This window comes from Rhodoferax fermentans (assembly GCF_002017865.1).
Taxonomy (GTDB): Bacteria; Pseudomonadota; Gammaproteobacteria; order Burkholderiales; family Burkholderiaceae_C; genus Rhodoferax; species Rhodoferax fermentans.
Window position 1 is genome coordinate 148073 of record NZ_MTJN01000002.1, and the last position, 26561, is coordinate 174633.

A 26561-nucleotide genomic window follows, 5' to 3' on the forward strand; every position below is an offset into this window, starting at 1 on the left:
GGCCCGCATGGGGGCCCATGTGATTTGACACGCGCCGATGCTGGCGAGGCCACACCAGACTATCACACGGCAAAGGTGACGACCATCCGGCATTCCCCCGAACTTTGCCTGTTTTGGCGGCTTTTGCAAGCCAGCAAGCCCAGTCACCCCTGGCCTTCAACGGCCATATGGCTCGCATGCTGATTCCAGCGCGCTCTGCCCTGATCGGGTGTCCATGACAGAATTGACTTCTTTGCCCTGTTGGCCCATCGCTTGACCTTGCCCAGCCTGCCCCTGATGTCAGCCCCCCACACGCACCGCGTGATCCCCCTGCAAGACCTGCGGCCCCAAGCCTGGGCGCTGCCAGAAGCCACCTTGCGCAGTGTGCAGCGCCTGCTTGCCAACGGCCAATTGGCCGACGTGCGTGGTCGGCCGTTGCGTGACCTGCGCATCAGCGTGACCGACCGCTGCAATTTCCGCTGCAACTACTGCATGCCCAAGGAGATTTTCGATACCAACTACCCCTACCTGCCGCATTCAGCCCTGCTGTCGTTTGAGGAGATCACCCGCCTGACACGCCAGTTTGTGGCGCACGGGGTACAAAAGATTCGCCTCACCGGCGGTGAACCCCTGCTGCGCAAGAACCTGGAGCGCCTGATCGATCAACTCGCCAGCCTGCGCACCCCCGAAGGTGCACCACTGGACATCACCCTGACCACCAATGGCGCCCTGCTGGCCCGCAAAGCCCAGGCACTGAAGGCCGCTGGCCTGCAACGCATCACCGTGAGCCTGGACGCACTCGACGACGCGGTGTTTCGCCGCATGAACGAGGTGGACTTCCCGGTGGCCGATGTGCTGGCAGGCATCGACGCTGCCCAGGCGGCAGGACTCGGGCCGATCAAGATCAACATGGTGGTCAAACGCGGCAGCAACGAGCAGCAGATTTTGCCGATGGCCAAACATTTCCGAGGCAGTGGTCTGGTGCTGCGGTTTATAGAGTACATGGACGTGGGCGCCACCAACGGCTGGCGCATGGACGAGGTCTTGCCATCGGCTGAGGTGCTGCGGCTGATCCAGTCCGAGCTGCCGCTAGTGCAGTTGGAACCGAACCAAGCCGGCGAAACCGCCGAGCGCTGGGGGTATGCTGACGCCCTGGGGCGCCACGACCCGGCTCTCGGTGAAATTGGTCTGATCAGCAGCGTGACCAAGGCGTTCTGCGGCGACTGCAACCGCGCCCGCCTGTCCACCGAAGGCCAGCTCTACCTGTGCCTGTTTGCCGAAAAAGGTTACGACCTGCGCCAGCTGCTGCGTGGCGAGGCCAGCGACGCCGATCTGGCCCATGCCATCGGCCACATCTGGCAGGGGCGGCAAGACAACTACTCCGAACAACGCCAAATGCAGGCGCCAGACACCGGCACGCGCACCAAGCGGATCGAGATGAGTTACATCGGCGGATAAACATGAGCCCCCACGTTTGTCACTGCGTGTACTGCGCTGCCCCCCGAGGGGGCCGCATTTTTCCTTGGGGCGGCCCGGCGGAAAAACATGATTGACGCTTCGGACATCACTGCATTGATCCTGGCAGGCGGGCGCGGCATGCGTATGGGTGGCGTGGACAAAGGCCTTTTGTCCTTCAACGGTGTGCCGCTGGTACAGCACACGCTCCAGCGACTGCAAAGCTGCGGCGGTGTCGGCCACATGTTGATCAACGCCAACCGCCATCTGAACACCTACGCCGCCTTTGGGGTTCCGGTGGTGTCGGATGATTTGGCCAACTTCGCCGGGCCACTGGCGGGTTTTCTGGCCGGGCTGACGCACTGCACAACGCCCTATCTGCTGACTGTGCCCTGCGACACGCCCATGTTCCCGCTGGACCTGGCCAGCCGACTGGCTGCGGCGCTGGAAACCCATCAGGCCGACATCGCGATGGCCAGCGCACCAGTAGCTGATGACAACGGTCAGCAGCCATTGCGCCCCCAACCGGTGTTTTGCCTGCTGCGTGCTGAGCTGCGAAATAGCCTGACCCACTTCACCCAAGCCGGTGGCCGCAAGGTTGGCGCTTGGACCGGGCAGCACCACACCGTGTTGGTGCCGTTTGACCAAGCCGGTGACGACCCGCAGGCCTTTTTCAACGCCAACACCCCAACCGAACTGCAGCAGGCAGAGCGCCACACCCCATGAACACACTGGACCAGATAACAACCGAACTGGTCGGCTACAACCCGCACAACATGTCTGCCGACAGCGTGACAAGCTTCTTGACCCAGCTGGTGCAACCAGTGACCGAGGTGCAGCAACTGAGCCTGTGCCAGGCGCTTGGGCGGGTACTGGCGGCAGACATCATTTCGCCCATCAGCGTGCCACCACACAACAACTCGGCCATGGACGGCTATGCTTTCGATGGCAGCCAGCTCAGGCCCGGAGAGGGCTTGAGTCTAAAAATTGTAGGAAGCGTGCTGGCCGGTCAGGCCTGGACTGGCAAGGTGCAAGCGGGTGAATGCCTGCAGATCATGACCGGCGCCATGATGCCGCCCGGCCTGGACACCGTGGTGCCGCAGGAGCTGGTGACCCGCACGGACACCCACATTTGCCTGCCGCCCCACACCGTCCGCCCGGGTGACCACTGCCGCCTGATGGGTGAAGACCTGCAACAAGGCCAGCCTGCGCTACACAAAGGTGAGCTACTAACACCCGCTGCAATTGGGCTGGTGGCCAGTTTGGGCTTGCAAAGTGTGCCGGTGTATCGACGCCTGAAGGTGGCCACCTTGTCCACCGGCAACGAAATCCTGAGCCTGGGTGAGCCACCGCGCCCAGGTGCGGTGTACGACAGCAACCGCTACACCCTGTTTGGCCTGCTGACCCGACTCGGGTGTGAGGTGATCGACCTGGGTGTGGTACGCGACGAACCGGCCGCATTACAAGCCGCGTTTGAACAAGCCGCCAGCCAGGCCGACGCCATCATCACCAGCGGCGGCGTCAGTGTGGGTGAAGCCGACCACACCAAACAGACCATGGCCCAGCTCGGTGAGGTGGCCTTCTGGCGCGTCGCCATGCGCCCAGGCAGGCCGCTGGCGGTGGGCCGGATCTTCAAAGACAAATTGACCTCTAGCCCTTTTACCAAAAGGGCTGATAGCTATGAAAATAAAAGTTGTCCGACGGACTCAGCCATCCTGTTTGGCCTGCCCGGCAACCCGGTGGCGGCCATGGTGAGTTTTCTGGCCTTTGTGCGCCCTGCTCTGCTGCGTTTGATGGGTTGCCAAGCCGAGGCGCCACCGTTGTTGCAGGCCCATGCCAGCGAGATCATTCCCAAAAAACCCGGTCGTACCGAGTACCAGCGCGGCATCGTCAGCACCGCAGCCGACGGCACCCTGCAGGTCAGAACCACCGGCAACCAGGGTTCGGGTGTGCTCAGCTCCATGGCCCACGCCAACGGCCTGATCGTCTTGTCCCACGACCAGGGCACGGTCCAGGCCGGTGAGCTGGTCAAGGTGATGATGTTTGACGGGGTGATGTGAGGCCAGGTCCTGGCCTATCATTGCTCAAGGACAACCCACAAGGGTGGAGAGATCAGCCGCAAGCAGGTTCATGGCGCTTGGCGCGAGTCCAGTTCATCCCTTGCGCACCACATTGGAAATGTTTCGGGCTGTTGTCCATCGGCCACGGCCTCCAGATATCGCGGTTTCCAAACGTCTCTGATGACCGCCTCCATGGTGGTGGGCAGCGGGGGACGGACATCATGGTCACCATGGAAACGCACCACGCCATGGTTCAAGGCGTCAGATGTCAGACTGTCATCAAGCCAATGTTCCGGCGACCCAAATCTCTTGAGATACTCAGCTTGGACATCGGTGCGCGTTCTGTCGATGAAACGATAGTCCACCGGTCGGCCAATCTCCGCACCGATGATCGCAGCCACCTCTAGCATCGTGAGGTCCTGCGAGCCGACCTCCCGGATGACGCGGTGTTCGCCTGTCGGATGGCTCAATTCCTTCGCGGCAAGATCAGCGATGTCGTCAGTGGCCACCCATGGCATCTTGAGATCTGGCGTACAGGACCACGCGATCCGGCCATACTTGGCGACTGAACCGGTCCAAGCCAAGGTGTTCTCCATGAACCAGGCAGCACGCAGATGCACCAGGTCGATGTTGCTCAACTCGTTCAGCTTGTGATCCAGGTGATAAAAGCTTTCAAAATGGCCGGTCTTGCCCTTCACGTCCGACCCCATGGCGGACAAGCTAACAACCAGCCTGACCGGCGAATTGCGAAGCGCATCGACAAAACGCTGAGCAACCACCGGATAGTGCCCTTCAATGTTGTTCCAGTCGGTCTTGACCATCAGGAATGCGGCATCGGCATCCTGAAAAAATGTGTCGAGTTGTCCCGCGCCTGTGTCGAAGCTGCCCAGAAACGGCTCCGCTCCGATCTCGACCAGTGCGTCGAGGGCTGGACCGCCCCGCGATAGGGCTCTTACCTGGTGCCCGGCACCCAGCAGGGTCCGGGTGAGTTTCGCACCGATTCTTCCGGTTGCGCCAACGACAGCAATTCGCATCAAAGTCTCCATCAAGGTGTTGAAACCACCGACGATAGCGATTTGCAGCCATTCTGAATTTGAAGATAATGCCATATGATCTCCAAATCGGGCCAATCTGCAAAAAAGCCGCGTTCCTGCGACGTCAACTTTGATTCAAACCGTTCAGATCGCCCGGCGATCGCCTTGCGTCTGGACTTCAGCGACTACGACGCCGAGGGGCCACTGCACCAGCATCGGCAGGGACAGCTTGTCCTGGCCTTGCACGGGGCCGTTACCTGCACAACGGCACAAGGCCTCTGGATTGTCCCGCTGGGCTGCGGGGTCTGGATTCCAGGCGGCGTGCCGCACAGCAACCAGGTGACCTCCAACGCACGCTTGTCCTACCTGTTCGTCGAACCCGGCGCAGCGGCGATGCCGCAGGAATGCTGTGCACTGTCGGTGTCGCCAATGCTGCGCGAGATGATCCTTCGCCTGGCAGATATGCCGGACAACTATGCGCCCGACAATCACGTTGGCCGCCTCGTGCGGGTCTTGCTGGACGAACTGACAATGATGCCCAAAGACGGGTTGGCGCTACCCGTGTCCAAACACCCCAAGATCGCGCTTATCGCCGCTACGCTGACGGCAGATCCTGGTGATCGACGTACGCTTGGGGAATGGGCCACGCACATCGCCATGAGTGAGCGATCCTTGAAGCGGTTGATGGTTCAGGAAACCGGGCTGAGCTTCGGCCGGTGGCGGCGGCAACTGCATCTGGTCATCGCGCTGCGCGAACTCGCCAGCGGCGCGACGGTCCAGAGGGTGTCGAGCGACCTGGGATACGAGTCTGTCACCGCCTTCATCGTGATGTTCAAGAAGGCGCTCGGTACAACGCCAACGCACTACTTCGCAGCCAGAAGATCGCGACATGTGAGCTAAGCGGTGTCACTGGACACCATCACTGTGCCGATTCGGCCCCAGTGTGCTGCCATCGCGGTTTTTTGGATTTCTGACGGACGGTTGCCGACCCATAGGCGAAATCCGCTAAACCGGCGGCGCCCAACGCCGGGGCATGTACGGCGGCAGGTAATATCCTGGCGTACCAAATTGGAAGAGTCCCTCATGCCTACTTTCATAAAACCACTTCTTAGCCTGGCCACCGTGCTCAGCTTCACGAGCCTCTCGTGCACTGCGGCAGCTGCAGAATCTGCCGGGCCAGCCTGGCCAACCGCAGTGGTCAAGTTTGAGGATCTTCGCCCGCTCACCCACTTCAAACTCCAGGTTCCTGGCCTGGTGGCCAAGGGACGGGTCACGGGTCCGGCCATCCTGCAGGCCCACATCAATGCCGAAGGTACGGTGGCCAAAACGGCGCTGCTGGCGTCTTGCGGGAACCCCGACCTGGACGAAGCGTCGTTACATGCCATGCGTGTCATGCAATTCCAGCCCTACACGCTGGACGGCACGCCAAGTGAGGTGACCCTGGTTGTACCCATCCATGTGCCAGCCCGGCTCGGCAGGTCGCCGCGTTAAGTAAATGAGTTCACTGGGCCAAGACATCCCAGCAGCAAGCTTGACTCGGCGGCCAGGCTAGCTGCAAGCCCATCGATCACAGAAGGAGGTTTTATGAAGATCAGCACCGACTCACATCCCACGTTCTCCACACAGCGTGCGCAAGCAGCCACAGCCACAAACACCCAGGCCACAGCGTTTTCGTCCGCGCTGGCAGCCGCAAAGGCTGACACCCCCTCCGCCAAACAAGCCGACTTCACCAGCATGACACGCCAAGATCTGTTTGACTGGATGAATGGGCAAATCCGCAGCGGCAACATGTCTTTGGACGAGAGTTCGGCTTTTCTGGGGATGACCATGAAGGTTGACGTGGCAACAGGTCAGCCGGTGGACATGGCCACAGACAGCACACGCATCAACTTCGTGGAGAAAGCCCGCGCAGGGATCGACGGCGCCTTGTCTCGCAACGATCCCGATCTGGCCAAGAGATTGCAACTGGCTGTTGCCAGCATGCAAAAGCTGCTTGGCCAAACAGAGGGGGCTGGTACACGCGCGCGGTGAATGGCCGCGCTCAGGACCTGGCCAACCAGTACGCCAGCACACACAGTGCGGTCACAAGCAGCAGCCAGCCTGTCAAAAGTCGACGCCACAAAGCCGGTGCGTGGCGTAATTCCATGAAGTCGTTGATCACCCACAGCCCCTTGAACACCGCCAGCGCAAACATCAGCAACACCGGGCCCAGATGGCCCGCACCCACCTGGCCGAACTCACCCAGCCAATAAGTGACCGCCGTCGCCAGCAGCAACAGGACCCAGATCAGGTTGACAGAGGGTGTACGCATGGTTTGTTGTCTGTCAGCGCATGACATAAATCAGCGGGAACAACACGATCCATAACAAATCCACCATGTGCCAAAACGCGCCCCCCGTCTCCAGGGCATGGTGGTCATGGCTGCCATAGTGTCCCTGCGCGGTTCTGACGGCCAGAATGCCCAGAAACACCATCGCGGCCAGCACATGAAAAAAGTGAAAGCCGGTGATCAAAAAATAAAACATGTAGAAGGTGTTGGTCGACAGGTCCAACCCGGCGTCCCATTTGGCGTTGTACTCGGTGAGTTTGATCACCACAAAAGCTGCCCCGCACAACAGGGCAACAAACATCCAGCGCACACCTGCGGCGCGAGCATCCACCTTGACAGCGCGCACGGACCGCACCACACACCAACTGCCGGTGATGAGCAGCGCGGTGTTGATCCCCCCCAAACTCAGATCCAGCGTGTTTTGGGAGGTATTGAACAGCGCCACGTCACGCGTGCGGGCAAAGGCATACGACAGGAAAAATATGCCAAACGCCAGCAGCTCGGCCAGGATGATCAACCACACCGCCAGGTCGCCCACCAGACGTGGCTCTTGCTGCTCAGGTGCATCCACTCCAGCTGGTGCTGGCATCAGGGCAGTATTCAAAATTCAGCCATCCTTGCCATCGAGCCGCGTCGCCATCAGCCAAGGCGTAAACACCCACAGGTACAGCGCAAATGCCAGGCTCCAGGCCGTGGTCGCCAGCATCAGCAGCAGGCTGTAGTGCTGGATCAGCAGGCTCGAAGCCAGCACCCGGCACATAGTGGCCAGCATCACCAGCACGTACATGGCCACTTCGGGTTTGGAGGCGATGATGGGTCGCCCGGTGTGGCCACGTGCGGTGCGGGTCACCATGCCGATGATCAGGCCACCGGTGGCGCCCAGCCCCAGGGCGTGTACACCGGCAGATGCAGGCAGCCAGCCCATCTGCGCCAGCGCCAGCAACACCAAGGCCAGAGCGATCCAGGCGTAGGACAGGTGCAGGATCCACAGAATGGGGCGGTTCATCGTCACGCCCGGGCGCCAGCTCCACAGCCGCAGCGCCTGAGCCACTCCCGCTAGTGCCAGCACCACAGCGCTGACCGCGTTGGCGGGCAGCAACACCCACATGGCCAGACCCAGCACTGTCAGCGCCAGTGTCACCCGTTCTCGCCAGTCTGAGGTCATCAGCGTTAGGCCCGGCGTCACGTTTTTGGTGAACATCGGCACCACGCGCCCGGCAATCACGGTTTCAATCACCGTGATCAACGCCAGTGCGGCGTACAAGGTGGTCATCGGGTTGATGTCCAGCACACCCAGGGCCGCCAGATGGAACAGGCCGTTGGCCGTGGCCAGCAGCAGCAACACCAGGGCCAGAGGCATGTTGCGGACGTTCTTGGCGCGCCACAACAGGCTGGCAAAAATCAGCGCCACCAGCGGCAGCAGGGCCACATCCAACACCGCATAGACCAGAGCTGAGCCAAACAGCGAAGCCAGTCGCGCGGCCAGCCACAGCAACACCAGCGCACCCAAGAGCGGGCCACGCGGGGTGTCCAGGCCGGTCCAGTTTTTGCCCGCCGTCATCAGGAAACCCACCACCACTGCCGTGGCAAATCCAAACAACATCTCGTGGGCATGCCACAACAAAGGCGATACCGCTGGTGTGAACGTGAGTTTGCCCAAAAACAAGAGCAGCCATAACGGCACCATCAACGCCGCCACCAACGCTCCACCCAAGTAAAACGGGCGAAAGCCCAGTCGCAACAGCGGCCAGCCTGTGGGGGGTGGTGTGGTTGGTTGACCGTTGGAAAAGATGGGTAGGGAAACTGTCTTGATCATGGCGTGTGGATGCCGGTGGCACCGGGCGGGTCGTTCAATCAAAGCCCATTATGGGAAAGCCCTGGCACGCTGTCCTTGAACTACTTCAAGAAGCCATGCTGTCAACATAAAAAACATGATTCGCATCAATTCTTGAAGTGGTTCAAGGACACCGCTGCGGGCGCCCCCTAACCTCCGGCTGTCACTTTTTTTAGGAGCGTTCCAGCATGAGTCAACCCAAAGCCAGCGGCTTTACCAAGCAGATGGCCCGCAACATGTTTTATGGCGGGTCGGTGTTTTTCATCTTCATTTTTGCAGGGCTGATCTTTGACAGTGAACGCAAAATCCCCCAGCGTTCCAACGCCCAGGCACTCACCGAGCAGGTGGTGCGTGGCAAACAGCTGTGGGAAACACGCAACTGCATTGGCTGCCACACCTTGCTGGGTGAAGGCGCCTACTTTGCGCCCGAACTGGGCAATGTCTACAAGCGCCGCGGGCCGGACTTCATCAAAGCCTGGATCGCCTCCCAACCCACCCACATTGAGGGGCGCCGGCAAATGCCGCAGTTCAACTTCACACCTGAACAGCTGGACGACCTGACCGAGTTCCTGCGCTGGACCGGTGAGATCAACACCGAAAAATGGCCACCCAACATTGAAGGCTGAAACGTGACGCAGAACAGAACACTTTAGGAACCCTCACATGCAAGCTATCACACTCAAATACAAGTCGCAGGGCGTCGCCAAGTACTACTTCATTGCGGCACTGGTGCTGTTCACCGCCCAGATCATTTTTGGCATCACGCTCGGGCTGCAGTACGTGATTGGCGACTTCGCCTTTCCGTACATCCCGTTCAACCAGGCGCGTATGGTGCACACCAACCTGCTGATCGTCTGGTTGCTGTTTGGTTTTATGGGCTCAGCCTATTACCTGGTGCCCGAAGAGTCCGAGACCGAGCTCTACAGCCCCAAACTGGCGATGGTCCTGTTCTGGGTCTTCCTGGCAGCTGGTGCGCTGACCATCGTCGGCTACCTGGCGGTGCCTTATGCCAAGCTGGCCGAGCTGACCGGCAACGAGCTGCTCAAAACCATGGGACGCGAGTTTCTGGAGCAGCCCTTACCGACCAAAGTGGGCATTGTGGTGGTCTGCCTGGCCTTTTTGTTCAACATCACCATGACCGTGCTCAAAGGCCGCAAGACCAGCATCTCGTTGGTGCTGCTGATGGGCCTGTGGGGCCTGGCGCTGATGTTCCTGTTCAGCTTTGTTAACCCCGACAACCTGGTGCGCGACAAGATGTACTGGTGGTTTGTGGTGCACCTGTGGGTGGAAGGCACCTGGGAGCTGATTCTGGGCGCCCTGCTGGCTTTTGTGCTGGTCAAAACCACCGGTGTGGACCGTGAGGTGATCGACAAATGGCTCTATGTGATCATTGCCATGGCGCTGATCACCGGCATTCTGGGCACCGGCCACCACTTCTTCTTCATCGGTATGCCGGGTTATTGGCAATGGGTGGGCAGCATCTTCTCGGCCATGGAACCGATTCCGTTTTTCATGATGACGGTGTTTGCCTTCAACATGGTGCAACGCCGCCGCCGTGACCACGTCAACCAGGCTGCTCTGCTGTGGGCGGTGGGCTGCTCGGTGGTGGGTTTCCTCGGTGCGGGTCTGTGGGGTTTCATGCACACCCTGAGCGCGATCAACTACTACACCCACGGCAGCCAGATCACAGCGGCCCACGGCCACCTGGCGTTTTACGGCGCCTATGTGCTGGTGGTGATTGCGATGATCAGCTACGCCATGCCCACGCTGCGTGGTTTTGAAGCCAACAACCGCCGCGCACAGGCGTTTGAGATGTGGTCGTTCTGGATCATGAGCATCAGCATGGGCTTGATGGTGCTGGCGCTCACTGGTGCGGGCATCCTGCAGGTGTGGTTACAACGTATGCCCACCGACGGTTCGGCCATGTCGTTCATGGCCACACAAGACCAGCTGCGTTTCTTCTACTGGTTACGTGTGGGTGGTGGCGTGGGCTTCCTGGCCGGTTTGTTGACCTATCTGTATAGCTTTTTTGCAGCCCCGGGCAGCCAGGACCGCGAGGAACAAAGCAGCACCGGCCTGTTCCAACTGAGGCCACAACAGCGTGTCTGAGATCCCGTTTTACGCCCAGCAGGGCAGCGAGTGTGGGCTGTTTGAACACGCCTGGCGTCAGCAGCTGCCGCTGCTGATCAAGGGCCCCACCGGGTGTGGCAAAACCCGCTTTGTCGAGCACATGGCGGCACGCCTGCAGCGCCCGCTGGTCACCGTGTCCTGCCATGACGATTTGAGTGCGGCCGACCTGGTGGGCCGATTCCTGATTGGCAATGGCAGCACCCAGTGGTCGGACGGGCCGCTGGCACGTGCGGTGCGATTGGGCGCGATCTGTTATCTGGACGAGGTGGTGGAGGCGCGCAAGGACACCACCGTGGTCTTGCACCCGCTGGCCGACGACCGGCGCATCCTGCCGATCGAGCGCACGGGGGAACAACTGCAGGCGCCGCCCGAGTTCATGCTGGTGATTTCCTACAACCCGGGTTACCAGAACCTGCTCAAGGGTCTGAAACCCAGCACGCGCCAGCGTTTTGTGGCGCTGAGCCTGGGTTACCCGAATGCCGAGGTGGAACTGGCCATTGTTCAGACAGAAACCGGCCTGCCCCAAACCCAGGCGCAGCAACTGGTGCAACTGGCCAAGGCCCTGCGCAGCCTGAGCGACCAGGATCTGGAAGAAACCGCCAGCACCCGTTTGCTGGTGTCGGCCGGGCGGTTGGTGGCAAGCGGTCTGCCGATGCGCCAAGCCTGCCACGCGGCCATTGTGGACGCCCTCACCGACGACGCAACAACAGCGCAAGCACTCGACGAGGTGATGCGGGCCTTGTTTGGTGATGCTGCCTGAGCGGTCCCGCTCCGCTGCCACGCTGGCCCAGCCAGTGACGTCCGCCCGCTCCGGCCTGGGTCGGCAGGACTGGCGGCGTATCACACAAACCGGCTTTTTCCTGCTGTTTTTGCTGGCCCCGGCGCTGAACCTGCTGCGTTTTGATCTGACTGAAGCGCAACTCTGGTTTCTGGGTGTGCGTTGGTCGCTGGGCATCGACGCCCTGGCGCACGGCCAGATCGACGCGAACACCGCAGCGCTACAACTAGTGTTGCGCGCTTTCCTTCCTGCACTTGGGCTAGCGGCCATTTTTATCATGATTGCTTACCGCTATGGGCGGCTGTACTGCGGTTGGTTGTGCCCACATTTTTCGATGGTGGAGATGCTCAATGGTTTGCTGCAGCGCGCCTGCGGCAAGCTCAGCCTGTGGGACAGCAGCGCCACGCCCCGCGCTGGCCAGCGGCCCAACAAGCATTGGTGGCCGCTGTTTGGCCTGAGCTGTGGGCTGGTGGGTTTTGTCTGGGCGATCACCCTGCTGACCTATCTGTTGCCACCCACGGTGATTTGGGGCAACCTGCTGCAGGGTTGCCTGACACCCAACCAGCTGCGTTTTCTGGGTGTGGCCACGCTGTTGATCAGCCTGGAGCTGGCCTTTGCCCGCCATCTGTTTTGCCGTTTTGGCTGCGCTGTGGGTTATTTCCAGAGCCTGGCTTGGATGGCCAACCCCAAAGGGATGGTCGTGGCTTTTGAGCGCGAACGTGCCAAAGAGTGCAAAACTTGTGGCACACAGCCCCTAGACCCCGTACCGGGGTCGTCCCCCGAGGGGAACGCCTTGCTTGGGGCGGCCCGGCGCGCGGCCCCACGTGGCAGCGCCTGCGACAACACCTGCCCGATGCGGCTGAACCCGCGCAACATCAAACGCATGATGTTCTCGTGTGTGCAATGTGGCCAATGCCTGGATGCCTGTGAAACCTCCCAAGGCGCCCAGCAACGCAGCCCCACGCTGGAATGGCGTATTGGCGCGGACGCACTGCGCGAAACCTTGCGCCAACGCGCCCAAACCCGTCAACAGGAGCCCTGATGGAAGAAATGGTGGGTCAATGGTGGCACCAGGCCATCACCCGGCTGGCCCGGGTGGAGCACCCAGAAGCCGCAGTGTCTTTGGCGCAGGTGCGCAAACCCATCGGTATTCTGTTTCGCAGCGCAGGTGGTGGCGCTGCCACACGGCTGACCCAGGCCAGTCAACAGCTTGTGGGTGGCCAGCGTGGCTGGTTACAGCGCCTGTCTGGCAGCGGCCAACGGGCCGCCTTGGCCCAGTGGGAGCCCGATGTAGTGGCCCTGCCCGAACAACTGGCGGTGTTTGAGACGACCGCACTGAACCGCGACCTGTACCTCTGGCTGGCCCTGGTATCGGCATTTTTTGAGGACACCCAGGACTGGCTGGGTGACAACCAGCGCGCAACAAAAAGGGCCTTGAGCGCTTTTCCAGGCTTCATCCTTCGCTATGATTTTTTAGTGCAAACACATCTGGCACAACGGCCCAAACTGGCCACATTGCGCGGCCCGGCGCAACAGGCCGAAGCGCTGGTGCAGGCGCATTTGAATTGCCAGATCAACCCCGACACAACGGTGACCATCCACCCACAAGACGTGGCCCCGGTGTGGTTGTGGCTCAGCGCTTTTGGAACGCCGCAGGGGTCAAAGCCATCCCGGGACCAGCCACCCGCCACCCCACCGGCCAAAGCCACCCCCAACGCCGAAACCCAACGCCGACGCACCCGCCGCGCCGAGGAGCAGGACAAACGCCAGGCGCTGGTGCTGCCGTTTCACAGCGGCGGCCTGATGACCTGGAGTGAACACGTCAAGGTCAACCGGGGCACCGATGACGAGGACGATGGCAACACCCTGACCGCGGCCAACGACATGGACGCACTCACCATCGCCCCGGACGGCCAGACCCTGGCCAGCCGCGTCAGGTTTGACCTGGACCTGCCCAGCGCCAGTGCCGATGATGTGCCGCTGGGGTCGGGCTTGCCATTGCCCGAGTGGGACTACCGCAAGAGTGCCCTGCTGCCCGGGCACTGCATGGTGCAGGTGATGCAGGCTCGCCAGGCACCGGCTTTTGTGCCCAGCCCCGCCCTCAAACTCACAGCACGGCGCATCCGACGCAAGCTCGAAACCCTGCGCGATGCACCCCGGCCGCAACACGGCCAGGACAGCGGTGACGACATCGACCTGGACGCCTGGGTGCGTTTTAACGCCGACCAACAAGGCGCGGGTGGTTTGCACACCGACTCACCACCGATCTACACCCGCCGGGTGTTGAGCGAACGCAGCCTGGCCACATTGCTGATGGCCGATCTGTCACTCTCCACCGACGCCTACGCCACCCCCACCGAACGGGTGATTGATGTGATCCGCGACGCCTTGTACGTGTTTGGTGAGGCGCTCAGCGCGGTGGACGACCCGTTTGCGGTCTGGGGTTTCAGCTCGGTGCGGCGCAACCATGTACGCCTGCAACACCTCAAAGCCTTTGGTGAGCCCTGGAACGACAGCTGCCGCGCCCGCGTTGGCGCGATCCGCCCCGGCTTTTACACCCGCATGGGTGCCGCAGTGCGCCACGCCACACAACAACTGGCTGGCCGGGGTGAACAGCGCCGCCTGTTGATGCTGCTGACCGATGGCAAACCCAATGACCTGGATGTGTACGAAGGCCGCTACGGTCTGGAAGACACGCGCCAGGCCATTCGCGAGGCGCAGGCACTGGGCCTGTCGACCTTCTGCGTCACGATTGATGAGCAAGCCCACGACTACCTGCCCATGTTGTTTGGCCAGCAAGGTTACGCGCTGGTACACCGGCCGCAGGACCTGGTGAAACAACTCACCCAAGCATGGGCTAACCTGTCGCGCCGCTGAAACAACACAGCACAGTGGTATGGTGGCGAACCCCATGATGACCCCACAAGCGGCAGCGCCCGATGGGGCTGCCCGAGACAAACACCTTATGAAAAACAACAACGCCACTTTTGACATCCAGCGTTACCTGGCGGTCATGCCGCTGTTCAGCGACCTGTCCAACGAAGAACGTGCCCGCTTGTCTGAGGGCTGCCAGCTCAAACGCTTCGCCCGGGGTGAGATGGTGTTTCGCACCGGTGACCCGTGTGACGCCTTTTATGTGGTGGTGGTCGGTCAGGTCAAGCTGTTCATGCTGGCGCCCAGCGGCCAGGAAAAAGTGATCGAAATTGTGGGCCCAGGCCAGAGTTTTGCCGAGGCCATTGTGTTTCTGGACATCCCCTACATGATCAATGTGCAGTCCCTGGCCGACAGCTTGCTGCTCAGTGTGGGCAAACAGGCGGTGTTCAAGGAGATTGAGCAGGACCACCGTTTTTCGCTGCACATGCTGGCGGGCATTTCCAAACGCCTGCATGGCCTGGTGCACGACGTGGAAGGGTATGCGCTGCGCAGCGGCATGCAGCGCCTGATCGGTTTTTTGCTACGGGATGTAGAGCAGGATGGCCAGATACAGTCTGGGGTTGTGACCGTTTCTTTGCCTGTGAGCAAAGCCACCATCGCCTCCCGCCTGTCACTCACCCCCGAGTATTTCTCGCGGGTCCTGCATGAGCTGGAAGCCGAGCGTCTGATCGAGATCGACAAACGCGAGATCCGCATCCTAGACGTGCGGCGTCTGGCCAGCTACGGCTCGCAATAAGCCATCTTCGGCGCGTCTGCAGCGGCGCCGCCATGGGCAGCCAGGCTGGTTTTTCTTAATCTGCTTCATGTACGACAAGCCCTGGCCTCACTACGCTTGCCTGTGTCTCCACTTCAGGCTGGCTTGTCATGTCGCACCCCTTCCAACGCACACCGGTGAGCTCGCTGGTCTCTCTGGTGGTTTGCAGCCCTTTGGCGGCCTGGGCCCAGGCCGCCCCCGACAGTGCCAGCGCCACCTTGCGCGAAGTGGTGGTCAGCGCCAGCCGCTACGAACAAGCGGTTGAAGAGTTGCCGACCTCACTCGACGTGCTGGGTCGGCAGACCCTGGAAGACGGCCAGCTGCAAGACATCCGCGACTTGGCCAGGAACCTGCCCAATGTCTCGGTCAAACGGGCACCGGCGCGTTATGCGGTCACCGGCAAAGGCAACGCGACTGGGGCCGATGCCAACGCGGGCTTCAACATCCGCGGACTCGGTGGTAACCGGGTGCTGATGCTGGTGGACGGTGTGCGCCTGCCGCGCAGTTACCTCAACGGCAGCAACGCGTTTGGCCGCGACGCGGTTGACCTGGGTGTGCTGCAGCGGGTGGAAATCATCCACGGCCCCAGTTCAGCGCTGTATGGCTCGGACGGCCTGGCCGGGCTGGTCAACTTCATCAGCCTGACCCCGGCCGACGTGCTCCAAGACGGCAACGCAGGCTTGCGTCCAAGCGGCGGCAAAGCCTGGGCCAGTGTCAGCGGGGACGACAAAGGCCGCACTCTGGGCGCCACCGTGGCGCACCGTGCCGGTGACAACGCCGAATGGTTGCTCTCCAGCAGCGTCGGCCAGGCCAGCGGGTTGAAAAACAAAGGCTGCAACGACGCTGCCAACGTGGACCGCACCACACCCAACCCCCAAAACAGCCACAGCGCCAGCCTGTTGGGCAAACTGGTGTGGCGCCCCAGCAGCAGCCAGAGCCACAGCCTGACCCTGGAACAGGTGCAGAAAAAGGCCGATGTGACGCTGTTGTCAAGTGCACTCAAGTCACCGGTGGCTTTGCCGCTGGGCTACAACGCTCTGTCGGCTACGCAAAAGTCGGCAGCGGTGGCCGCCGCCGTGACCGGGGAATCCGCCAGCCAGGACCAGACGCGCAGCCGCCTGAGCTGGAACGCCCGCTACACGGTGGACTCGCCCTGGGCAGACCGGGTGAGCAGCCTGCTGAGCTGGCAACACAGCCGTGCCCAGCAAGACGGCCAGACCCGGCTGGCCACCCTGTGGGCCAACAACGGCCTGCGCCAGCGCCAGACCTCATACGACGAACAGAGCCTGCAGGCCACACTGCAGGTTGAGAAGAGCTGGGCGGTGTCGAGTGACTGGGGCCACAAACTCAGTTATGGCCTGGATGTATCGCAAACCGATGTCTCCAGCTTCGCTGATGGCCGCGACCCCGTACCCATCACCGCCTATGTGCCCAAACACTACTTCCCCGACACCCGCGACACCACACAAGCCATCTACCTGCAAAGTGAGTGGTTCAGCGAACGCTGGAGCATCACCCCGGGTCTGCGCTTTGACCAGTTTGCGCTGGACGTCAGAAACCAGAGTGGTTATTACCCCACGGCGTCTGCCACACCGGGCAAGTCCCTGTCGGGCTCGGCGGTGTCACCCAAGCTGGGCCTGATGTTCAAGGCCACACCGCAGTGGTCGGTGTACGGCAACTACGCCACCGGTTTTCGTGCACCCGAGGGGCAGCAGCTCAACAGCACGCTGGAGGTCTCCACCGCCAAGTTGTTACCCAACCCGGACCTGAAACCAGAAAAGAGCCGATCGCTGGAAGTTGGTATCAAGGGACGGTGGGACCAGTTGGCCTTGGATATGGCGGTTTTCTCCAGCCACTTTGATGATTTGATCCAGGAGAAAAAAGACCTCGGCACGGCCAACGGCCTGGCTGCCAGCATCAGCAACCCGACCCTGTTCCAGACCATCAACATCGACAAGGCCAGCATCCAGGGCTTTGAAATCCGTGGGCGTTACGACTGGGGAGTTTTCGGCGGTGGACAACTGAGCATCCCCTTCAGCTATGGCCGCACCCGTGGCACCAACGAGGTGACGGGCCAGCCCCTCAACAGCATCGAACCGGCCAAACTCACGGTGGGCCTGGCCTACCGCGCAGCCCGGTGGGATTGGGGGCTGGATGTGCAGCACCAGGCGGGCAAAAAGGCCAGCGAGATCGACAGCGCCTTCATCCCCAAATCCAGCACCCTGCGGCAATTTTTGCCCGCAGCCGTGACCACGCTGGACGTGCACACCCAATGGCGCCCGCGCAAAGGGGTGCGCCTGAACCTGGCGGTGGTCAACCTGACCGACAAAAAGTACTGGAACTGGTCAGACGTGCAGGGTCTGGCCAGCAACGCCACGCCGTTGGTGGTGGATGCCTACACCCAGCCTGGGCGGCATCTGAACCTGTCTTTGCTGGTGGATTTTTAATAAAAAGTGCCTCTAGCCCTTATGGAATAAGGGCTAGCAGCTATTTATTTTGAGACAGAGGTGGACCAGACACAGGCTGGTGATCTTCCGTGAGCCCCCGTTTTCCCAAAACCACAAGCCGTCTCAGGGACGGCTTGTGGTTTTGCTGGGCACACTTTGTGTTGTCAACCCGGCAATACCGCACCCAAACAGGCGCTGCCGGATCAGCACGGGTCAGAGCTTGAGGATGTAGTCCACCACGGTGGCCAGATCGGCATCGCTGATTTTGTCGGGGCCGTTGGGAATCATCGGGATCGGGCCGTACACCCCCTTGCCACCTTGGCGCACTTTGGCCATCACCAAAGCGGCGGCGTCCTGGCCTTTGTACTTGGCCGCCACCACCTTGTAGGCGGGTCCGACCGACTTCTTTTCCACCTGGTGGCAGGCCAGGCAGCCACTTTTGCTCAAGATGTCTGTGGGTGTGGCGGCCTGGGCCGAGGTCGCGCACAACAGGGCTGCCAACAGCAGCGAAGGTGTTTGTTTCATGTTTGTCTCCTGGATTCAGATGTCAAAGGGGGTGGCTGGCCCGGCGTGCGGGCCAGCCTGTGATGTCAATACACGTCGTGCTGGGTGTTGTTCACATTGAAGTGGCCGGTGGGGGTGATCAGGCGCGGGTCCTTGATCACAGCCTTGAGTTCCAGTGTCTTGTCGTCCACCACCACCAGGGCGCTTTGTTTGTCCTTGGCCGACCAGACCGAGATCCAGACCTCGTCACCAGCCTTATTGAACTCAGGCTGCAGAGCCCGCATGGCGCCACCGTCGGTGATGCCAGCCCACTTGGCAATCGGCAAGACCTTGAAGGGTTTGTCCAGGTTCTTGATGTCAAACACCGCGATCGACTGAGAAACTTCCGGGTCCGGGTTCAGTGCGGTGTCCACATACAGGTGTTGTGACTTGGGGTGGCTCTTGATGAACAGCGAACCCCCACCCTGCCCGGTCAGGTCAGCCACCTTCTTGAAAGCAAACTGCTTGTGTTTGATCGGGTCGGTGCCAATCAGCGAGATCGTGTCGTCACCCAGGTGGCTGGTGGCCCAGACCGGCCCAAACTTGGGGTGAATGAAGTTGGCGCCGCGACCCGGGTGCGGGGTTTTGCCCACGTCCACAATCGCCGCGAGTTTGTCGAGCTTGGCATCAATCACCGTGATCTTGTTGCTGTTGTTGGCGGCCACCATGAAGTAACGCTTGGTGCTGTCCCAGCCGCCGTCGTGCAGGTAACGGGCCGAGCCAATTTCGGTCATCCTGAGGGCGTGGATGTCGGAATAATCCACCATCAGGGTTTTGCCGGTTTCCTTGACGTTGACCACAAACTCGGGCCGGAACTCGGACGACACGATGGAGGCCACGCGTGGCTCGGGGTGGTAGTCCTGGGTATCCACCGTCATGCCACGGGTGCTGACCACCTTGAGCGGCTCCAGCGTGTCGCCGTTCATGATCACAAACTGCGGTGGCCAGTAGTCACCGGCAATCACGTATTTGTCTTCATAGCCCTTGAACTTGCTGGTTTCGACCGAGCGGGCTTCCAGGCCAACGCGGATTTCGGCCACGGTGTCGGGTTTTTCCATCCACAGGTCGATCATGTTGATCTTGGCGTCGCGCCCGATCACAAACAGGTAACGCCCCGAGGCCGACATGCGCGAGATGTGCACCGCGTAGCCGGTCTTGAGGATCGAGATGATCTTTTTGCTGTCACCATCGACCAGCGCAATCTCCCCGGCGTCACGCAGCGTGGTGGAGAAGATGTTGCTGATGTTGAGCTTGTTCATCTTCTTCTTGGGACGGTCTTCGGGCTTGACCAGCACTTTCCAGCTGCCCTTCATGTCGCCCAGGCCCCATTCGGGCGGTTGTGGTGCGTCCTGCTGTACATAACGCGCCATCAGGTCAACCTGCGCCTCGGTCAGGTCACCCGAGGTTCCCCAGTTCGGCATACCGGCGGGTGAGCCGTAGTTGATGAAGGTCTTGAGGTAGTCGGTGCCTTTGGCGATGGTGATGTCGGGTGTCAGTGGCTTGCCGGTGGCGCCTTTGCGCAGCACACCGTGACAACCGGCGCAACGCTGGAAGTAAATGTTGCGGGCATCATCAAACTCGGCCTGGGTCATGGCCGGCGCTTTGGGGTTGCTTCCTTGCACCATCGGCACACCCGCCAGCGCCGAGGCCCCGGCCTGGTAATTCATTTCTCCCGAGGTGACACCTTTTTTGTCCTGGGCCAAAGCGGCCAGGACCAGGGTGCTCATCAACACAGCGGCTAGCTGTGACAAACGCGGACTTTTCATGTGGTTTTCTCCGTTGAACTGCTCAGCCAGGCTCCAAAACAGTGAACATCTGGGCTCGGCGAAGGCTGCAGCGATTCGACTCGAGCCAGGCCATTGTTGGCGCCGCCGCCGCTCCTGTCCTTGAACCAGCTTAAGGATTGCGCGCCCCATTGGCGCGGGTCTGGCACGCCAACTTCCGCTGCGTTGGTGCACCGCTGCCCAAGCCGATACGCCAACAAAGACTCGCCTGTCAAGCGAAAAGATCCATGGGTAGCGGTAAAAGTCCACAAAAATTACACACCATAGGTGGTAAGATTTCGCCCCGAGAACACTACATCTAGTGTCCGGAGCCGGTTTTGACACTCAGGCAGGCTGATCAAGAAGCCCCTGAACCTCAATCAAACCCTTTATTTCGCGCTCACTTTTTAGGATCAATTCATGGCACTGCACACCCCAGAGCAAGCTCATACCGCCCTGTCACTCCCGCCCCAGCCGATCAGCGAAGAAGTGCTGATCGAGAAATACAGCAAAGGTGATGAACGCAGCATTGCCGACGTCAACCTGCGGGTGGCGCGCGCTTTGGCCAGCGTGGAGCAGCCCGAGCAGCAAAAACTCTGGGAAGGCAAGTTTCTGGAGGCCTTGCAAGCCGGCTTCCTGCCCGCAGGCCGCATCCAGTCGGCCGCTGGCACCAACCTGTCGGCCACTTTGATCAACTGTTTTGTGCAACCCGTGGGTGACTCGATCGCCCATGTGGAAGATGGCCACCCCGGCATCTACACCGCATTGACCGAAGCCGCTGAAACCATGCGCCGTGGTGGTGGTGTGGGTTATGACTTCTCCCGCATCCGCCCGCGTGGTGCCTGGGTCGGCAGCACCCAAAGCAGCGCCTCCGGCCCGGTGAGTTACATGCGGGTGTTTGACCGCTCGTGCGAAACGGTTGAATCTGCCGGTGCACGCCGTGGCGCCCAGATGGGTGTGCTGCGTTGTGACCACCCGGACATCGAAGAGTTCATCCACGCCAAGGACAAGGGTGACCTGAAAAACTTCAACATCTCGGTCGGTGTCACCGACGAGTTCATGCAAGCGGTGCAAGCCGATGGCGACTTCACGCTGGTGCATCGGGCCGAACCGGGCATGCCTCAAAAAGAAGACGGCGCTTACCAGAACAAGGACACCGGCATCTGGGTCTACCGCAAACTCAAAGCCCGCACCCTGTGGGACCAGATCATGCGCTCCACCTATGACCATGCCGAGCCGGGTGTGTTGTTTCTGGACCAGATCAACCGCGACAACAACCTGTCGTATTGCGAAACCATTGCCAGTACCAACCCGTGTGCCGAACAGCCGCTGCCGCCTTATGGCTGCTGCTGCCTGGGCTCCATCGACCTGACACGTTTTGTGCGCAAACCCTTCACCGGCAAGGCCAGCTTTGATGAAGCCGGTTTTGCGGCCGTGGCCCGCGTGGCCGTGCGTATGCTCGACAACGTGTTGGAAGCCACCGTCTGGCCCCTGCCCCAGCAACAACAAGAAGCCGCCAGCAAACGCCGCGTGGGCCTGGGTTTCACCGGTCTGGGCGACACGCTGGTGATGTTGAACCTGCGTTACGACACCCAACAAGCCCGCGACATGGCACAACGCATCTCGATCCTGATGCGCGACACCGCTTATGAAGCATCGGCCGATCTGGCACAAGAGCGTGGCGCCTTCCCGCTGTTCAACGCTGACCTGTTCTTGAGCGGCCAGACCTTTGCCTCGCGCCTGCCCACCAGCCTGAAAGACCGCATCCGCAAGACCGGCTTGCGCAACTCGCACCTGTTGTCGATTGCCCCCACCGGCACCATCAGCCTGGCCTTTGCCGACAACGCCAGCAATGGCATCGAGCCCGCCTTCAGCTGGACCTACACCCGCAAAAAACGCATGCCCGACGGCAGCTTCAAGGAATATGCAGTCGAAGACCACGCCTGGCGCCTGTACCGCCACCTCAAGGGCGAAGACGCGCCGCTGACCCCGGCTTTTGTCACCGCACTGGAAATGAGCGCCCAAGCCCATGAGGAAATGGTGGCAGCGGTTGCTCCCTATGTGGACACCGCGATCTCCAAAACCGTCAACGTGCCTGCCGACTACCCCTACGAAGACTTCCAGGACCTGTACACCGCAGCCTGGAAATCGGGCCTCAAGGGGCTGGCCACCTACCGGCCCAACAGTGTGCTGGGCTCGGTGCTGAGTGTCACCCCCAGCGCGCCCGCCGTGACCAAGCCGCTGCAAATCGACAGCGCCAACCACCGTCTGGCCCTGGACCGCCTGCCCGCACCCGTGCTGTCGAGCCTGCGCTGGCCTGGTCGCCCGCAGTTGCCAGGTGGCAACTCGGCCTGGACCTTCATGGTGCACCACCCGTTTGGCGACTTTGCGCTGTTCATTGGTGAACTCTCGCCCGAAGAAGGTGGCGCACCGCAACCGTTTGAGGTCTGGATCAACGGCTCTGACCAACCCCGTGGCCTGGGTGCCCTGGCCAAAACCCTGTCGATGGACCTGCGCGCCAACGATCCGGCCTGGTTGCAGCTCAAGCTCGACGCCCTGGCCACGGTGAGCGAAGAACACGCCTTTGACATGCCTTTCCCGCCCCATGGCGAAAAACGCATGTTCCCAGGTGTGGTGGCAGCCACTGCCGCCGTGATCCGCTGGCGTTGTGAACAACTGGCGTCCAACGCCAAGTTGCGCACCAGCGAAGCCAAACCCGCCTACACCCCGGTGATTGACGCGATGTTCAGCCGTGGTGAACCCCAGACCGGCACCTCGGGCACTCTGGCCTGGTCGGTGGACGTGGACAACCCGGCCACCAGCGAGTCCTTCACCGTGACCCTCAAGGAAGTGAATCTGCCCAGCCACGACGGTGGTGTGGTGACTCGCCCTTGTGCCATTGGTTTCAGCGGCAACTACCCGAAAGCCATGGATGGCTTGGCGCGTCTGCTCTCCTTGGACATGCGGGTGATTGACCCGGCCTGGATTGGTATGAAGCTGCGCAAGTTGCTGAACTACGCGGAACCCCTGGGCCACTTCATGGCCTTTGTGCCGGGCCTGCCCAACAACGAGCGCCGCCAGCAGGTGTGGCCTTCCACCGTGGCCTACATCGCGCGCCTGATCATTCACCGCTACGCGATGCTGGGTATCCTCAACGAGGAAGGTTTCCCGCTGCGCGACATGGGTGTGCTCGACACCCCCGAAACCAAGGAAGCCAGCCAGACCATGGCCGGTAAACCCTGCCCCGAATGTGGCAACCCCACCGTCATCCACAAAGATGGCTGTGACTTCTGCACCGCTTGCGGCTACGTGGGTCAGTGCGGTTAAGCTGAAAACAACAAAGGGCCCTCAAGGCCCTTTGTCTGCAAGAACAACAGCCCCTTTTGGGGCTGTTGTCGTTTAGTCGCGCATCACCAGCACAGGCAGTTTGGTGTGGGACAGAACGGCCTGGGCCACACTGCCAAGCACCAGCTTCTCGAACCCGCTGCGACCATGTGACCCCATCACGATCAGGTCAGCCTTGAGCGACTCACCGGCTTCGACAATGCCGCGCCAGGCGGTGTGGGCCTCAATGACCGAGGTGTCCACCTTCACACCGGAAGCAGCCAGACTCTCCTTGGCCGCATGCACGGCGGCATTGGCCTCGGCGGTGGCGGCACTCAGATACTCGGCTTGTCCGTAGGCAAAGTCGGTACCCACCCCGGTGAACGGGTACGGGTCAATGACGTAAATGACCGTCACCGTGCTGTCAAAGGCTTTGGCGAGCTCAGTCGCCTTGCCAACCGCCACTTGGGAGGTGCTTGAACCATCCACGGGAACCAGAATGTGCTTGAACATGATGAACTCCTTCTCAAAATCGTCTCATGTCATTGTGCGCCAATTCAGACCTCCTCCGGCACCATTTTGATAGCACCGCAGGGGCACTCTGACACACAAATGCCGCAGCCCTTGCAGTAGTCGTAATTGAACTCAAAACCTTTGCCCGGCCCGAGTTTGACCACCGCGTTGTCGGGACAGACACCGTAGCAGTTGTCACACTCAAAACAGTTGCCACAGGACAGGCAGCGCCGGGCTTCGAACAGGGCATTGGTTTCATCCAGACCGCCCTGCACTTCCTCAAACGTGGACTGGCGGCGGATGATGTCAAGCACCGGGCGCACGGTCTTGGGCGCGTCGCTGTAGTACCAGGTGTTGAGCTTGTCGTAAGTGGCCACGCTGTGTTTGGGCGCTGCCACATAGACTTCACCCTTGAGCCAGGCATCGATGTTGCGCGCGGCTTTTTTGCCGTGGCCAATGGCCACCGTGACATTGCGCTCGGCGGGCACCATGTCACCACCGGCAAAAATGCCAGCGTGGCCAGTCATCATTTGGGCATTGACCTGTACCACACCGTCCTGCACCACCAGACCAGGCACTTTCTCGATCAGCGACAGATCCACGTCCTGGCCGAGTGCGAGCACCACCGAGTCGGCTTCCAGGGTCTCAAATTCACCCGTAGGTTGCGGAAAACCCTTGTCGTCGAGCACCATTTTCTCGACCGTGATAGAGGCGTCCCCAGCCTGTTTGATGGTGGATAACCACTTGATCAACACGCCTTCCTGCAAAGCTTCTTCCACCTCAAAGTCGTGGGCGGGCATCTTTTCGCGATTGCGACGGTAGACGATGATCGATTCAGTGGCACCCAGGCGCTTGGCGGTGCGCGCCACGTCAATCGCTGTGTTGCCACCGCCGTAAATCACCACTTTGCGACCCAGCAGCGGTTTGTCTTCACCCTCCATCGAGCGCAACACCGAGACCGCGTCCAGCACATGGGCCGAGTCCCCGGCCGGGATGTAGGCACGTTTGGCAATGTGGGCTCCCACAGCCAAAAACACCGCGTCAAAACCGCCGTCCTGCTTGGCCTGCAACACATCGGTGACCTTGGTGTTGTACTGGATGCTCACGCCCAGATCCACCACCCGCTGGACTTCGTCGTCGAGCACCTGGCGCGGCAGACGGTACTGCGGAATACCAAAACGCATCATGCCGCCCGGCAAAGGACCGGCCTCAAACACCGTGACCGCATGGCCCAGGCGTGCCAGATGGTAGGCCGCCGATAAGCCCGATGGCCCGGCGCCCACCACCAGCACTTTTTTGCCACTGGCCGGTGCCGGTGCGGGAAACTTCCAGCCCTGGGCAATCGCCTGGTCACCCAGGAAATGTTCGACCGAATTGATGCCCACGGCCGCGTCAAGCTGGCCACGGTTGCAGGCGCCCTCGCAGGTGTGGTAACAGACCCGGCCCATGATGGCCGGAAACGGGTTGTCTTCCACCAGGGTGCGCCAGGCCGCCTCGTAGTTGCCCGACTCGGCATGGAACAGCCAGGCCTGGATGTTTTCACCCGCCGGGCACTCGTGGCTGCACGGGGGGATGCGGTTCAGATAAACCGGGCGCGAGGTGCGCCAGGAACCGGTGTGGTTGGCCAGCGAACTGCCGACGTCCAGCGTGATGGCAAAGGGTTTTTGCATGATTTACCTCAGCTCATTGGTTTCCAACAGGCCAAAACGGCGGATATTGCGGTCAGCCCGCGCCTGCAAGCGGGCCAGCGTGGCCACATCGGGTTGTTTGCCAAACAGATGGGCAAAACGTTTTTGCGGTCGCAGATAGTCTTCCACCGGCACCTGGCGGCGGATCTTGGCCACACCGGTGACCTCACCACGCTCGGCCTCAAACACTGGGAACACGCCACTCTCAACCGCCAGCCGGGCGAGTTTGATGGTGTCGTGTGAGGCTGCACCCCAGCCCAGCGGACAGGGCACAAAAATGTGGATGTAACGCGCGCCATGGATCGACATCGCCTTGGTGACCTTGTATTCCAGGTCACGCAAGTCCGCCACGGTGGCAGTCGCCACATAGGGGATCTCGTGCGCCATGGCAATTTGTGGCACGTTTTTGCCTTGGCCAAAGTCGTTGCCCGGGTGCTCACCTATCGCCATGGTGGTGGCGGTACGCGCCGCCGGTGGTGTGGCGCTGCTGCGTTGCACCCCGGTGTTCATGTAGGCCTCGTTGTCATAACAGATGTAGAGCACATCGTCGTTGCGCTCAAACATGCCTGACAGGCAGCCAAAACCGATGTCGGTGGTGCCACCATCCCCGCCCTGCGCCACCACCCGCACATCGCTGCGGCCTTTGGCTTTCATTGCAGCGGCAATGCCGGTGGCCACTGCTGCGGCATTGCCAAACAGCGAATGGATCCAGGGCATCTGCCAGGAGGTTTCCGGGTAGGGGGTGGAAAACACCTCGAGGCAGCCAGTGGCATTGGCCGCAATCAGCTGGCCCTTGGTGGCCGCCATGGCGGCGTCGATGGCGTAGCGGGCGCCCAGCGCCTCACCACAACCCTGGCAGGCGCGGTGGCCCGAGTTGAGCGAATTGCTGCGCTGCACATTGGCCTGCACACTGCGCTGCTCCGCCGACAGCAGCCGGTTGCCCACGGTAAAAGTGCCGGTCTGGTAAAACTTGACCTGTGTTTGTTCCATGATCTT

General features: G+C 61.1%; 23 protein-coding genes. 14 read left to right on the top strand and 9 right to left on the bottom strand.

Translation table 11 applies throughout. The annotated features are described in order from the left end of the window. Window positions 1-276 precede the first annotated feature (276 nt). The 3 genes from moaA (at window position 277) to moeA (ending at window position 3494) form a co-directional block, all read left to right on the top strand. Window positions 277-1437, top strand: coding sequence for a GTP 3',8-cyclase MoaA (gene moaA / locus RF819_RS00730; protein WP_078366700.1), 1161 nt, complete (start codon window positions 277-279; stop codon window positions 1435-1437). An 87-nt stretch (window positions 1438-1524) separates the two neighbouring features. Further along, the gene (mobA, locus tag RF819_RS00735; protein ID WP_078363203.1) at window positions 1525-2160 is read left to right on the top strand and encodes a molybdenum cofactor guanylyltransferase MobA; all 636 of its coding nucleotides are present in this window, start codon (window positions 1525-1527) and stop codon (window positions 2158-2160) included. Further along, window positions 2157-3494 carry a molybdopterin molybdotransferase MoeA gene (moeA, locus tag RF819_RS00740; RefSeq protein ID WP_078363204.1) on the top strand — a complete coding sequence of 446 codons (1338 nt, stop codon included), beginning with the start codon at window positions 2157-2159 and terminating at the stop codon, window positions 3492-3494. The genes mobA and moeA overlap by 4 nt, the downstream gene beginning before the upstream one ends. A 68-nt stretch (window positions 3495-3562) precedes the next feature. On the opposite strand, the gene RF819_RS00745 is transcribed toward moeA, so the two are convergent. Further along, window positions 3563-4603: an NmrA family NAD(P)-binding protein gene (locus RF819_RS00745; protein ID WP_200224240.1), complete on the bottom strand. Its 1041-nt coding sequence runs from the start codon at window positions 4601-4603 to the stop codon at window positions 3563-3565. On the opposite strand from RF819_RS00745, the gene RF819_RS00750 reads away from it, so the two are divergent. From RF819_RS00750 to RF819_RS00760, 3 genes are all read left to right on the top strand, one after another. Beyond that, a complete protein-coding gene (locus RF819_RS00750) occupies window positions 4604-5428 on the top strand; it encodes an AraC family transcriptional regulator (protein WP_078363205.1) in 825 nt (274 codons plus the stop codon). A 183-nt stretch (window positions 5429-5611) separates the two neighbouring features. Beyond that, a complete protein-coding gene (locus tag RF819_RS00755) occupies window positions 5612-6019 on the top strand; it encodes an energy transducer TonB (RefSeq protein ID WP_078363206.1) in 408 nt (135 codons plus the stop codon). Between the two features lie 93 nt (window positions 6020-6112). Continuing rightward, window positions 6113-6559 carry a hypothetical protein gene (locus RF819_RS00760; RefSeq protein ID WP_078363207.1) on the top strand — a complete coding sequence of 149 codons (447 nt, stop codon included), beginning with the start codon at window positions 6113-6115 and terminating at the stop codon, window positions 6557-6559. A 10-nt stretch (window positions 6560-6569) separates the two neighbouring features. On the opposite strand, the gene RF819_RS00765 is transcribed toward RF819_RS00760, so the two are convergent. The 3 genes from RF819_RS00765 to RF819_RS00775 are packed head-to-tail and all read right to left on the bottom strand — an operon-like array spanning window position 6570 to window position 8673. Beyond that, the gene (locus RF819_RS00765; RefSeq protein ID WP_078363208.1) at window positions 6570-6839 is read right to left on the bottom strand and encodes a cytochrome C oxidase subunit IV family protein; all 270 of its coding nucleotides are present in this window, start codon (window positions 6837-6839) and stop codon (window positions 6570-6572) included. 13 nt (window positions 6840-6852) lie between these two features. Next, window positions 6853-7446 (bottom strand): cytochrome c oxidase subunit 3 family protein, encoded by a 594-nt coding sequence (locus RF819_RS00770; RefSeq protein WP_078363209.1) that lies wholly within the window; start codon window positions 7444-7446, stop codon window positions 6853-6855. A gap of 18 nt (window positions 7447-7464) precedes the next feature. Next, entirely contained in the window at window positions 7465-8673 is a 1209-nt protein-coding gene (locus RF819_RS00775) for an NnrS family protein (protein WP_078363210.1), read from the bottom strand. 206 nt (window positions 8674-8879) lie between these two features. Here RF819_RS00775 and RF819_RS00780 point away from each other — a divergent pair, with 206 nt between their 5' ends. The 7 genes from RF819_RS00780 to RF819_RS00810 all read left to right on the top strand — a co-directional run bounded on the left by RF819_RS00780 (window position 8880) and on the right by RF819_RS00810 (window position 17734). Then, entirely contained in the window at window positions 8880-9317 is a 438-nt protein-coding gene (locus RF819_RS00780) for a c-type cytochrome (RefSeq protein ID WP_078363211.1), read from the top strand. Window positions 9318-9354: 37 nt separating this feature from the next. Then, window positions 9355-10800, top strand: coding sequence for a cbb3-type cytochrome c oxidase subunit I (locus RF819_RS00785; protein ID WP_078363212.1), 1446 nt, complete (start codon window positions 9355-9357; stop codon window positions 10798-10800). Further along, complete coding sequence (locus RF819_RS00790) at window positions 10793-11581, top strand: CbbQ/NirQ/NorQ/GpvN family protein (protein WP_078363213.1); 789 nt, start codon at window positions 10793-10795, stop codon at window positions 11579-11581. The genes RF819_RS00785 and RF819_RS00790 overlap by 8 nt, the downstream gene beginning before the upstream one ends. Continuing rightward, window positions 11571-12641, top strand: a complete 1071-nt coding sequence (locus RF819_RS00795) for a 4Fe-4S binding protein (protein ID WP_078363214.1) — start codon at window positions 11571-11573, stop codon at window positions 12639-12641. Before RF819_RS00790 ends, RF819_RS00795 begins: the two co-directional genes overlap by 11 nt. Beyond that, a complete protein-coding gene (locus RF819_RS00800; protein ID WP_078363215.1) occupies window positions 12641-14476 on the top strand; it encodes a nitric oxide reductase activation protein NorD in 1836 nt (611 codons plus the stop codon). Before RF819_RS00795 ends, RF819_RS00800 begins: the two co-directional genes overlap by 1 nt. Before the next feature lie 88 nt (window positions 14477-14564). After that, window positions 14565-15269 (top strand): Crp/Fnr family transcriptional regulator, encoded by a 705-nt coding sequence (locus RF819_RS00805; RefSeq protein ID WP_078366702.1) that lies wholly within the window; start codon window positions 14565-14567, stop codon window positions 15267-15269. Window positions 15270-15397: 128 nt separating this feature from the next. Further along, entirely contained in the window at window positions 15398-17734 is a 2337-nt protein-coding gene (locus RF819_RS00810) for a TonB-dependent hemoglobin/transferrin/lactoferrin family receptor (RefSeq protein WP_078363216.1), read from the top strand. Window positions 17735-17947: 213 nt separating this feature from the next. Here the strand turns inward: RF819_RS00810 and RF819_RS00815 are convergent, their stop codons facing one another. Both RF819_RS00815 and RF819_RS00820 read right to left on the bottom strand, forming a co-directional pair. Then, window positions 17948-18259: a c-type cytochrome gene (locus RF819_RS00815; protein ID WP_078363217.1), complete on the bottom strand. Its 312-nt coding sequence runs from the start codon at window positions 18257-18259 to the stop codon at window positions 17948-17950. A gap of 65 nt (window positions 18260-18324) precedes the next feature. Next, window positions 18325-20043, bottom strand: a complete 1719-nt coding sequence (locus RF819_RS00820; RefSeq protein ID WP_078363218.1) for a nitrite reductase — start codon at window positions 20041-20043, stop codon at window positions 18325-18327. A gap of 417 nt (window positions 20044-20460) precedes the next feature. Here RF819_RS00820 and RF819_RS00825 point away from each other — a divergent pair, with 417 nt between their 5' ends. Beyond that, entirely contained in the window at window positions 20461-23367 is a 2907-nt protein-coding gene (locus tag RF819_RS00825; protein WP_078363219.1) for an adenosylcobalamin-dependent ribonucleoside-diphosphate reductase, read from the top strand. A gap of 72 nt (window positions 23368-23439) precedes the next feature. On the opposite strand, the gene RF819_RS00830 is transcribed toward RF819_RS00825, so the two are convergent. Genes RF819_RS00830 through RF819_RS00840 form a run of 3 tightly spaced genes read right to left on the bottom strand, consistent with a single transcriptional unit; the run spans window position 23440 to window position 26555 of the window. Next, window positions 23440-23877, bottom strand: coding sequence for a universal stress protein (locus RF819_RS00830; protein ID WP_078363220.1), 438 nt, complete (start codon window positions 23875-23877; stop codon window positions 23440-23442). Window positions 23878-23921: 44 nt separating this feature from the next. Next, window positions 23922-25547: an NAD(P)-binding protein gene (locus tag RF819_RS00835; RefSeq protein WP_078363221.1), complete on the bottom strand. Its 1626-nt coding sequence runs from the start codon at window positions 25545-25547 to the stop codon at window positions 23922-23924. Window positions 25548-25550: 3 nt separating this feature from the next. After that, on the bottom strand, window positions 25551-26555 hold the full coding sequence (locus RF819_RS00840) for a thiamine pyrophosphate-dependent enzyme (protein ID WP_078363222.1): 1005 nt from the start codon (window positions 26553-26555) through the stop codon (window positions 25551-25553). Between the last annotated feature and the right edge of the window lie 6 nt (window positions 26556-26561).

Excerpts from the sequence above, each read along its gene's own strand:
- moaA (WP_078366700.1), top strand. The coding sequence starts at position 277 with ATGTCAGCCCCCCACACGCACCGCGTGATCCCCCTGCAAGACCTGCGG.
- mobA (WP_078363203.1), top strand. The coding sequence starts at position 1,525 with ATGATTGACGCTTCGGACATCACTGCATTGATCCTGGCAGGCGGGCGC.
- moeA (WP_078363204.1), top strand. The coding sequence starts at position 2,157 with ATGAACACACTGGACCAGATAACAACCGAACTGGTCGGCTACAACCCG.
- RF819_RS00745 (WP_200224240.1), bottom strand. The coding sequence starts at position 4,603 with ATGGCATTATCTTCAAATTCAGAATGGCTGCAAATCGCTATCGTCGGT.
- RF819_RS00750 (WP_078363205.1), top strand. The coding sequence starts at position 4,604 with ATGATCTCCAAATCGGGCCAATCTGCAAAAAAGCCGCGTTCCTGCGAC.
- RF819_RS00755 (WP_078363206.1), top strand. The coding sequence starts at position 5,612 with ATGCCTACTTTCATAAAACCACTTCTTAGCCTGGCCACCGTGCTCAGC.
- RF819_RS00760 (WP_078363207.1), top strand. The coding sequence starts at position 6,113 with ATGAAGATCAGCACCGACTCACATCCCACGTTCTCCACACAGCGTGCG.
- RF819_RS00765 (WP_078363208.1), bottom strand. The coding sequence starts at position 6,839 with ATGCGTACACCCTCTGTCAACCTGATCTGGGTCCTGTTGCTGCTGGCG.
- RF819_RS00770 (WP_078363209.1), bottom strand. The coding sequence starts at position 7,446 with ATGCCAGCACCAGCTGGAGTGGATGCACCTGAGCAGCAAGAGCCACGT.
- RF819_RS00775 (WP_078363210.1), bottom strand. The coding sequence starts at position 8,673 with ATGATCAAGACAGTTTCCCTACCCATCTTTTCCAACGGTCAACCAACC.
- RF819_RS00780 (WP_078363211.1), top strand. The coding sequence starts at position 8,880 with ATGAGTCAACCCAAAGCCAGCGGCTTTACCAAGCAGATGGCCCGCAAC.
- RF819_RS00785 (WP_078363212.1), top strand. The coding sequence starts at position 9,355 with ATGCAAGCTATCACACTCAAATACAAGTCGCAGGGCGTCGCCAAGTAC.
- RF819_RS00795 (WP_078363214.1), top strand. The coding sequence starts at position 11,571 with ATGCTGCCTGAGCGGTCCCGCTCCGCTGCCACGCTGGCCCAGCCAGTG.
- RF819_RS00800 (WP_078363215.1), top strand. The coding sequence starts at position 12,641 with ATGGAAGAAATGGTGGGTCAATGGTGGCACCAGGCCATCACCCGGCTG.
- RF819_RS00805 (WP_078366702.1), top strand. The coding sequence starts at position 14,565 with ATGAAAAACAACAACGCCACTTTTGACATCCAGCGTTACCTGGCGGTC.
- RF819_RS00810 (WP_078363216.1), top strand. The coding sequence starts at position 15,398 with ATGTCGCACCCCTTCCAACGCACACCGGTGAGCTCGCTGGTCTCTCTG.
- RF819_RS00815 (WP_078363217.1), bottom strand. The coding sequence starts at position 18,259 with ATGAAACAAACACCTTCGCTGCTGTTGGCAGCCCTGTTGTGCGCGACC.
- RF819_RS00820 (WP_078363218.1), bottom strand. The coding sequence starts at position 20,043 with ATGAAAAGTCCGCGTTTGTCACAGCTAGCCGCTGTGTTGATGAGCACC.
- RF819_RS00825 (WP_078363219.1), top strand. The coding sequence starts at position 20,461 with ATGGCACTGCACACCCCAGAGCAAGCTCATACCGCCCTGTCACTCCCG.
- RF819_RS00830 (WP_078363220.1), bottom strand. The coding sequence starts at position 23,877 with ATGTTCAAGCACATTCTGGTTCCCGTGGATGGTTCAAGCACCTCCCAA.
- RF819_RS00835 (WP_078363221.1), bottom strand. The coding sequence starts at position 25,547 with ATGCAAAAACCCTTTGCCATCACGCTGGACGTCGGCAGTTCGCTGGCC.
- RF819_RS00840 (WP_078363222.1), bottom strand. The coding sequence starts at position 26,555 with ATGGAACAAACACAGGTCAAGTTTTACCAGACCGGCACTTTTACCGTG.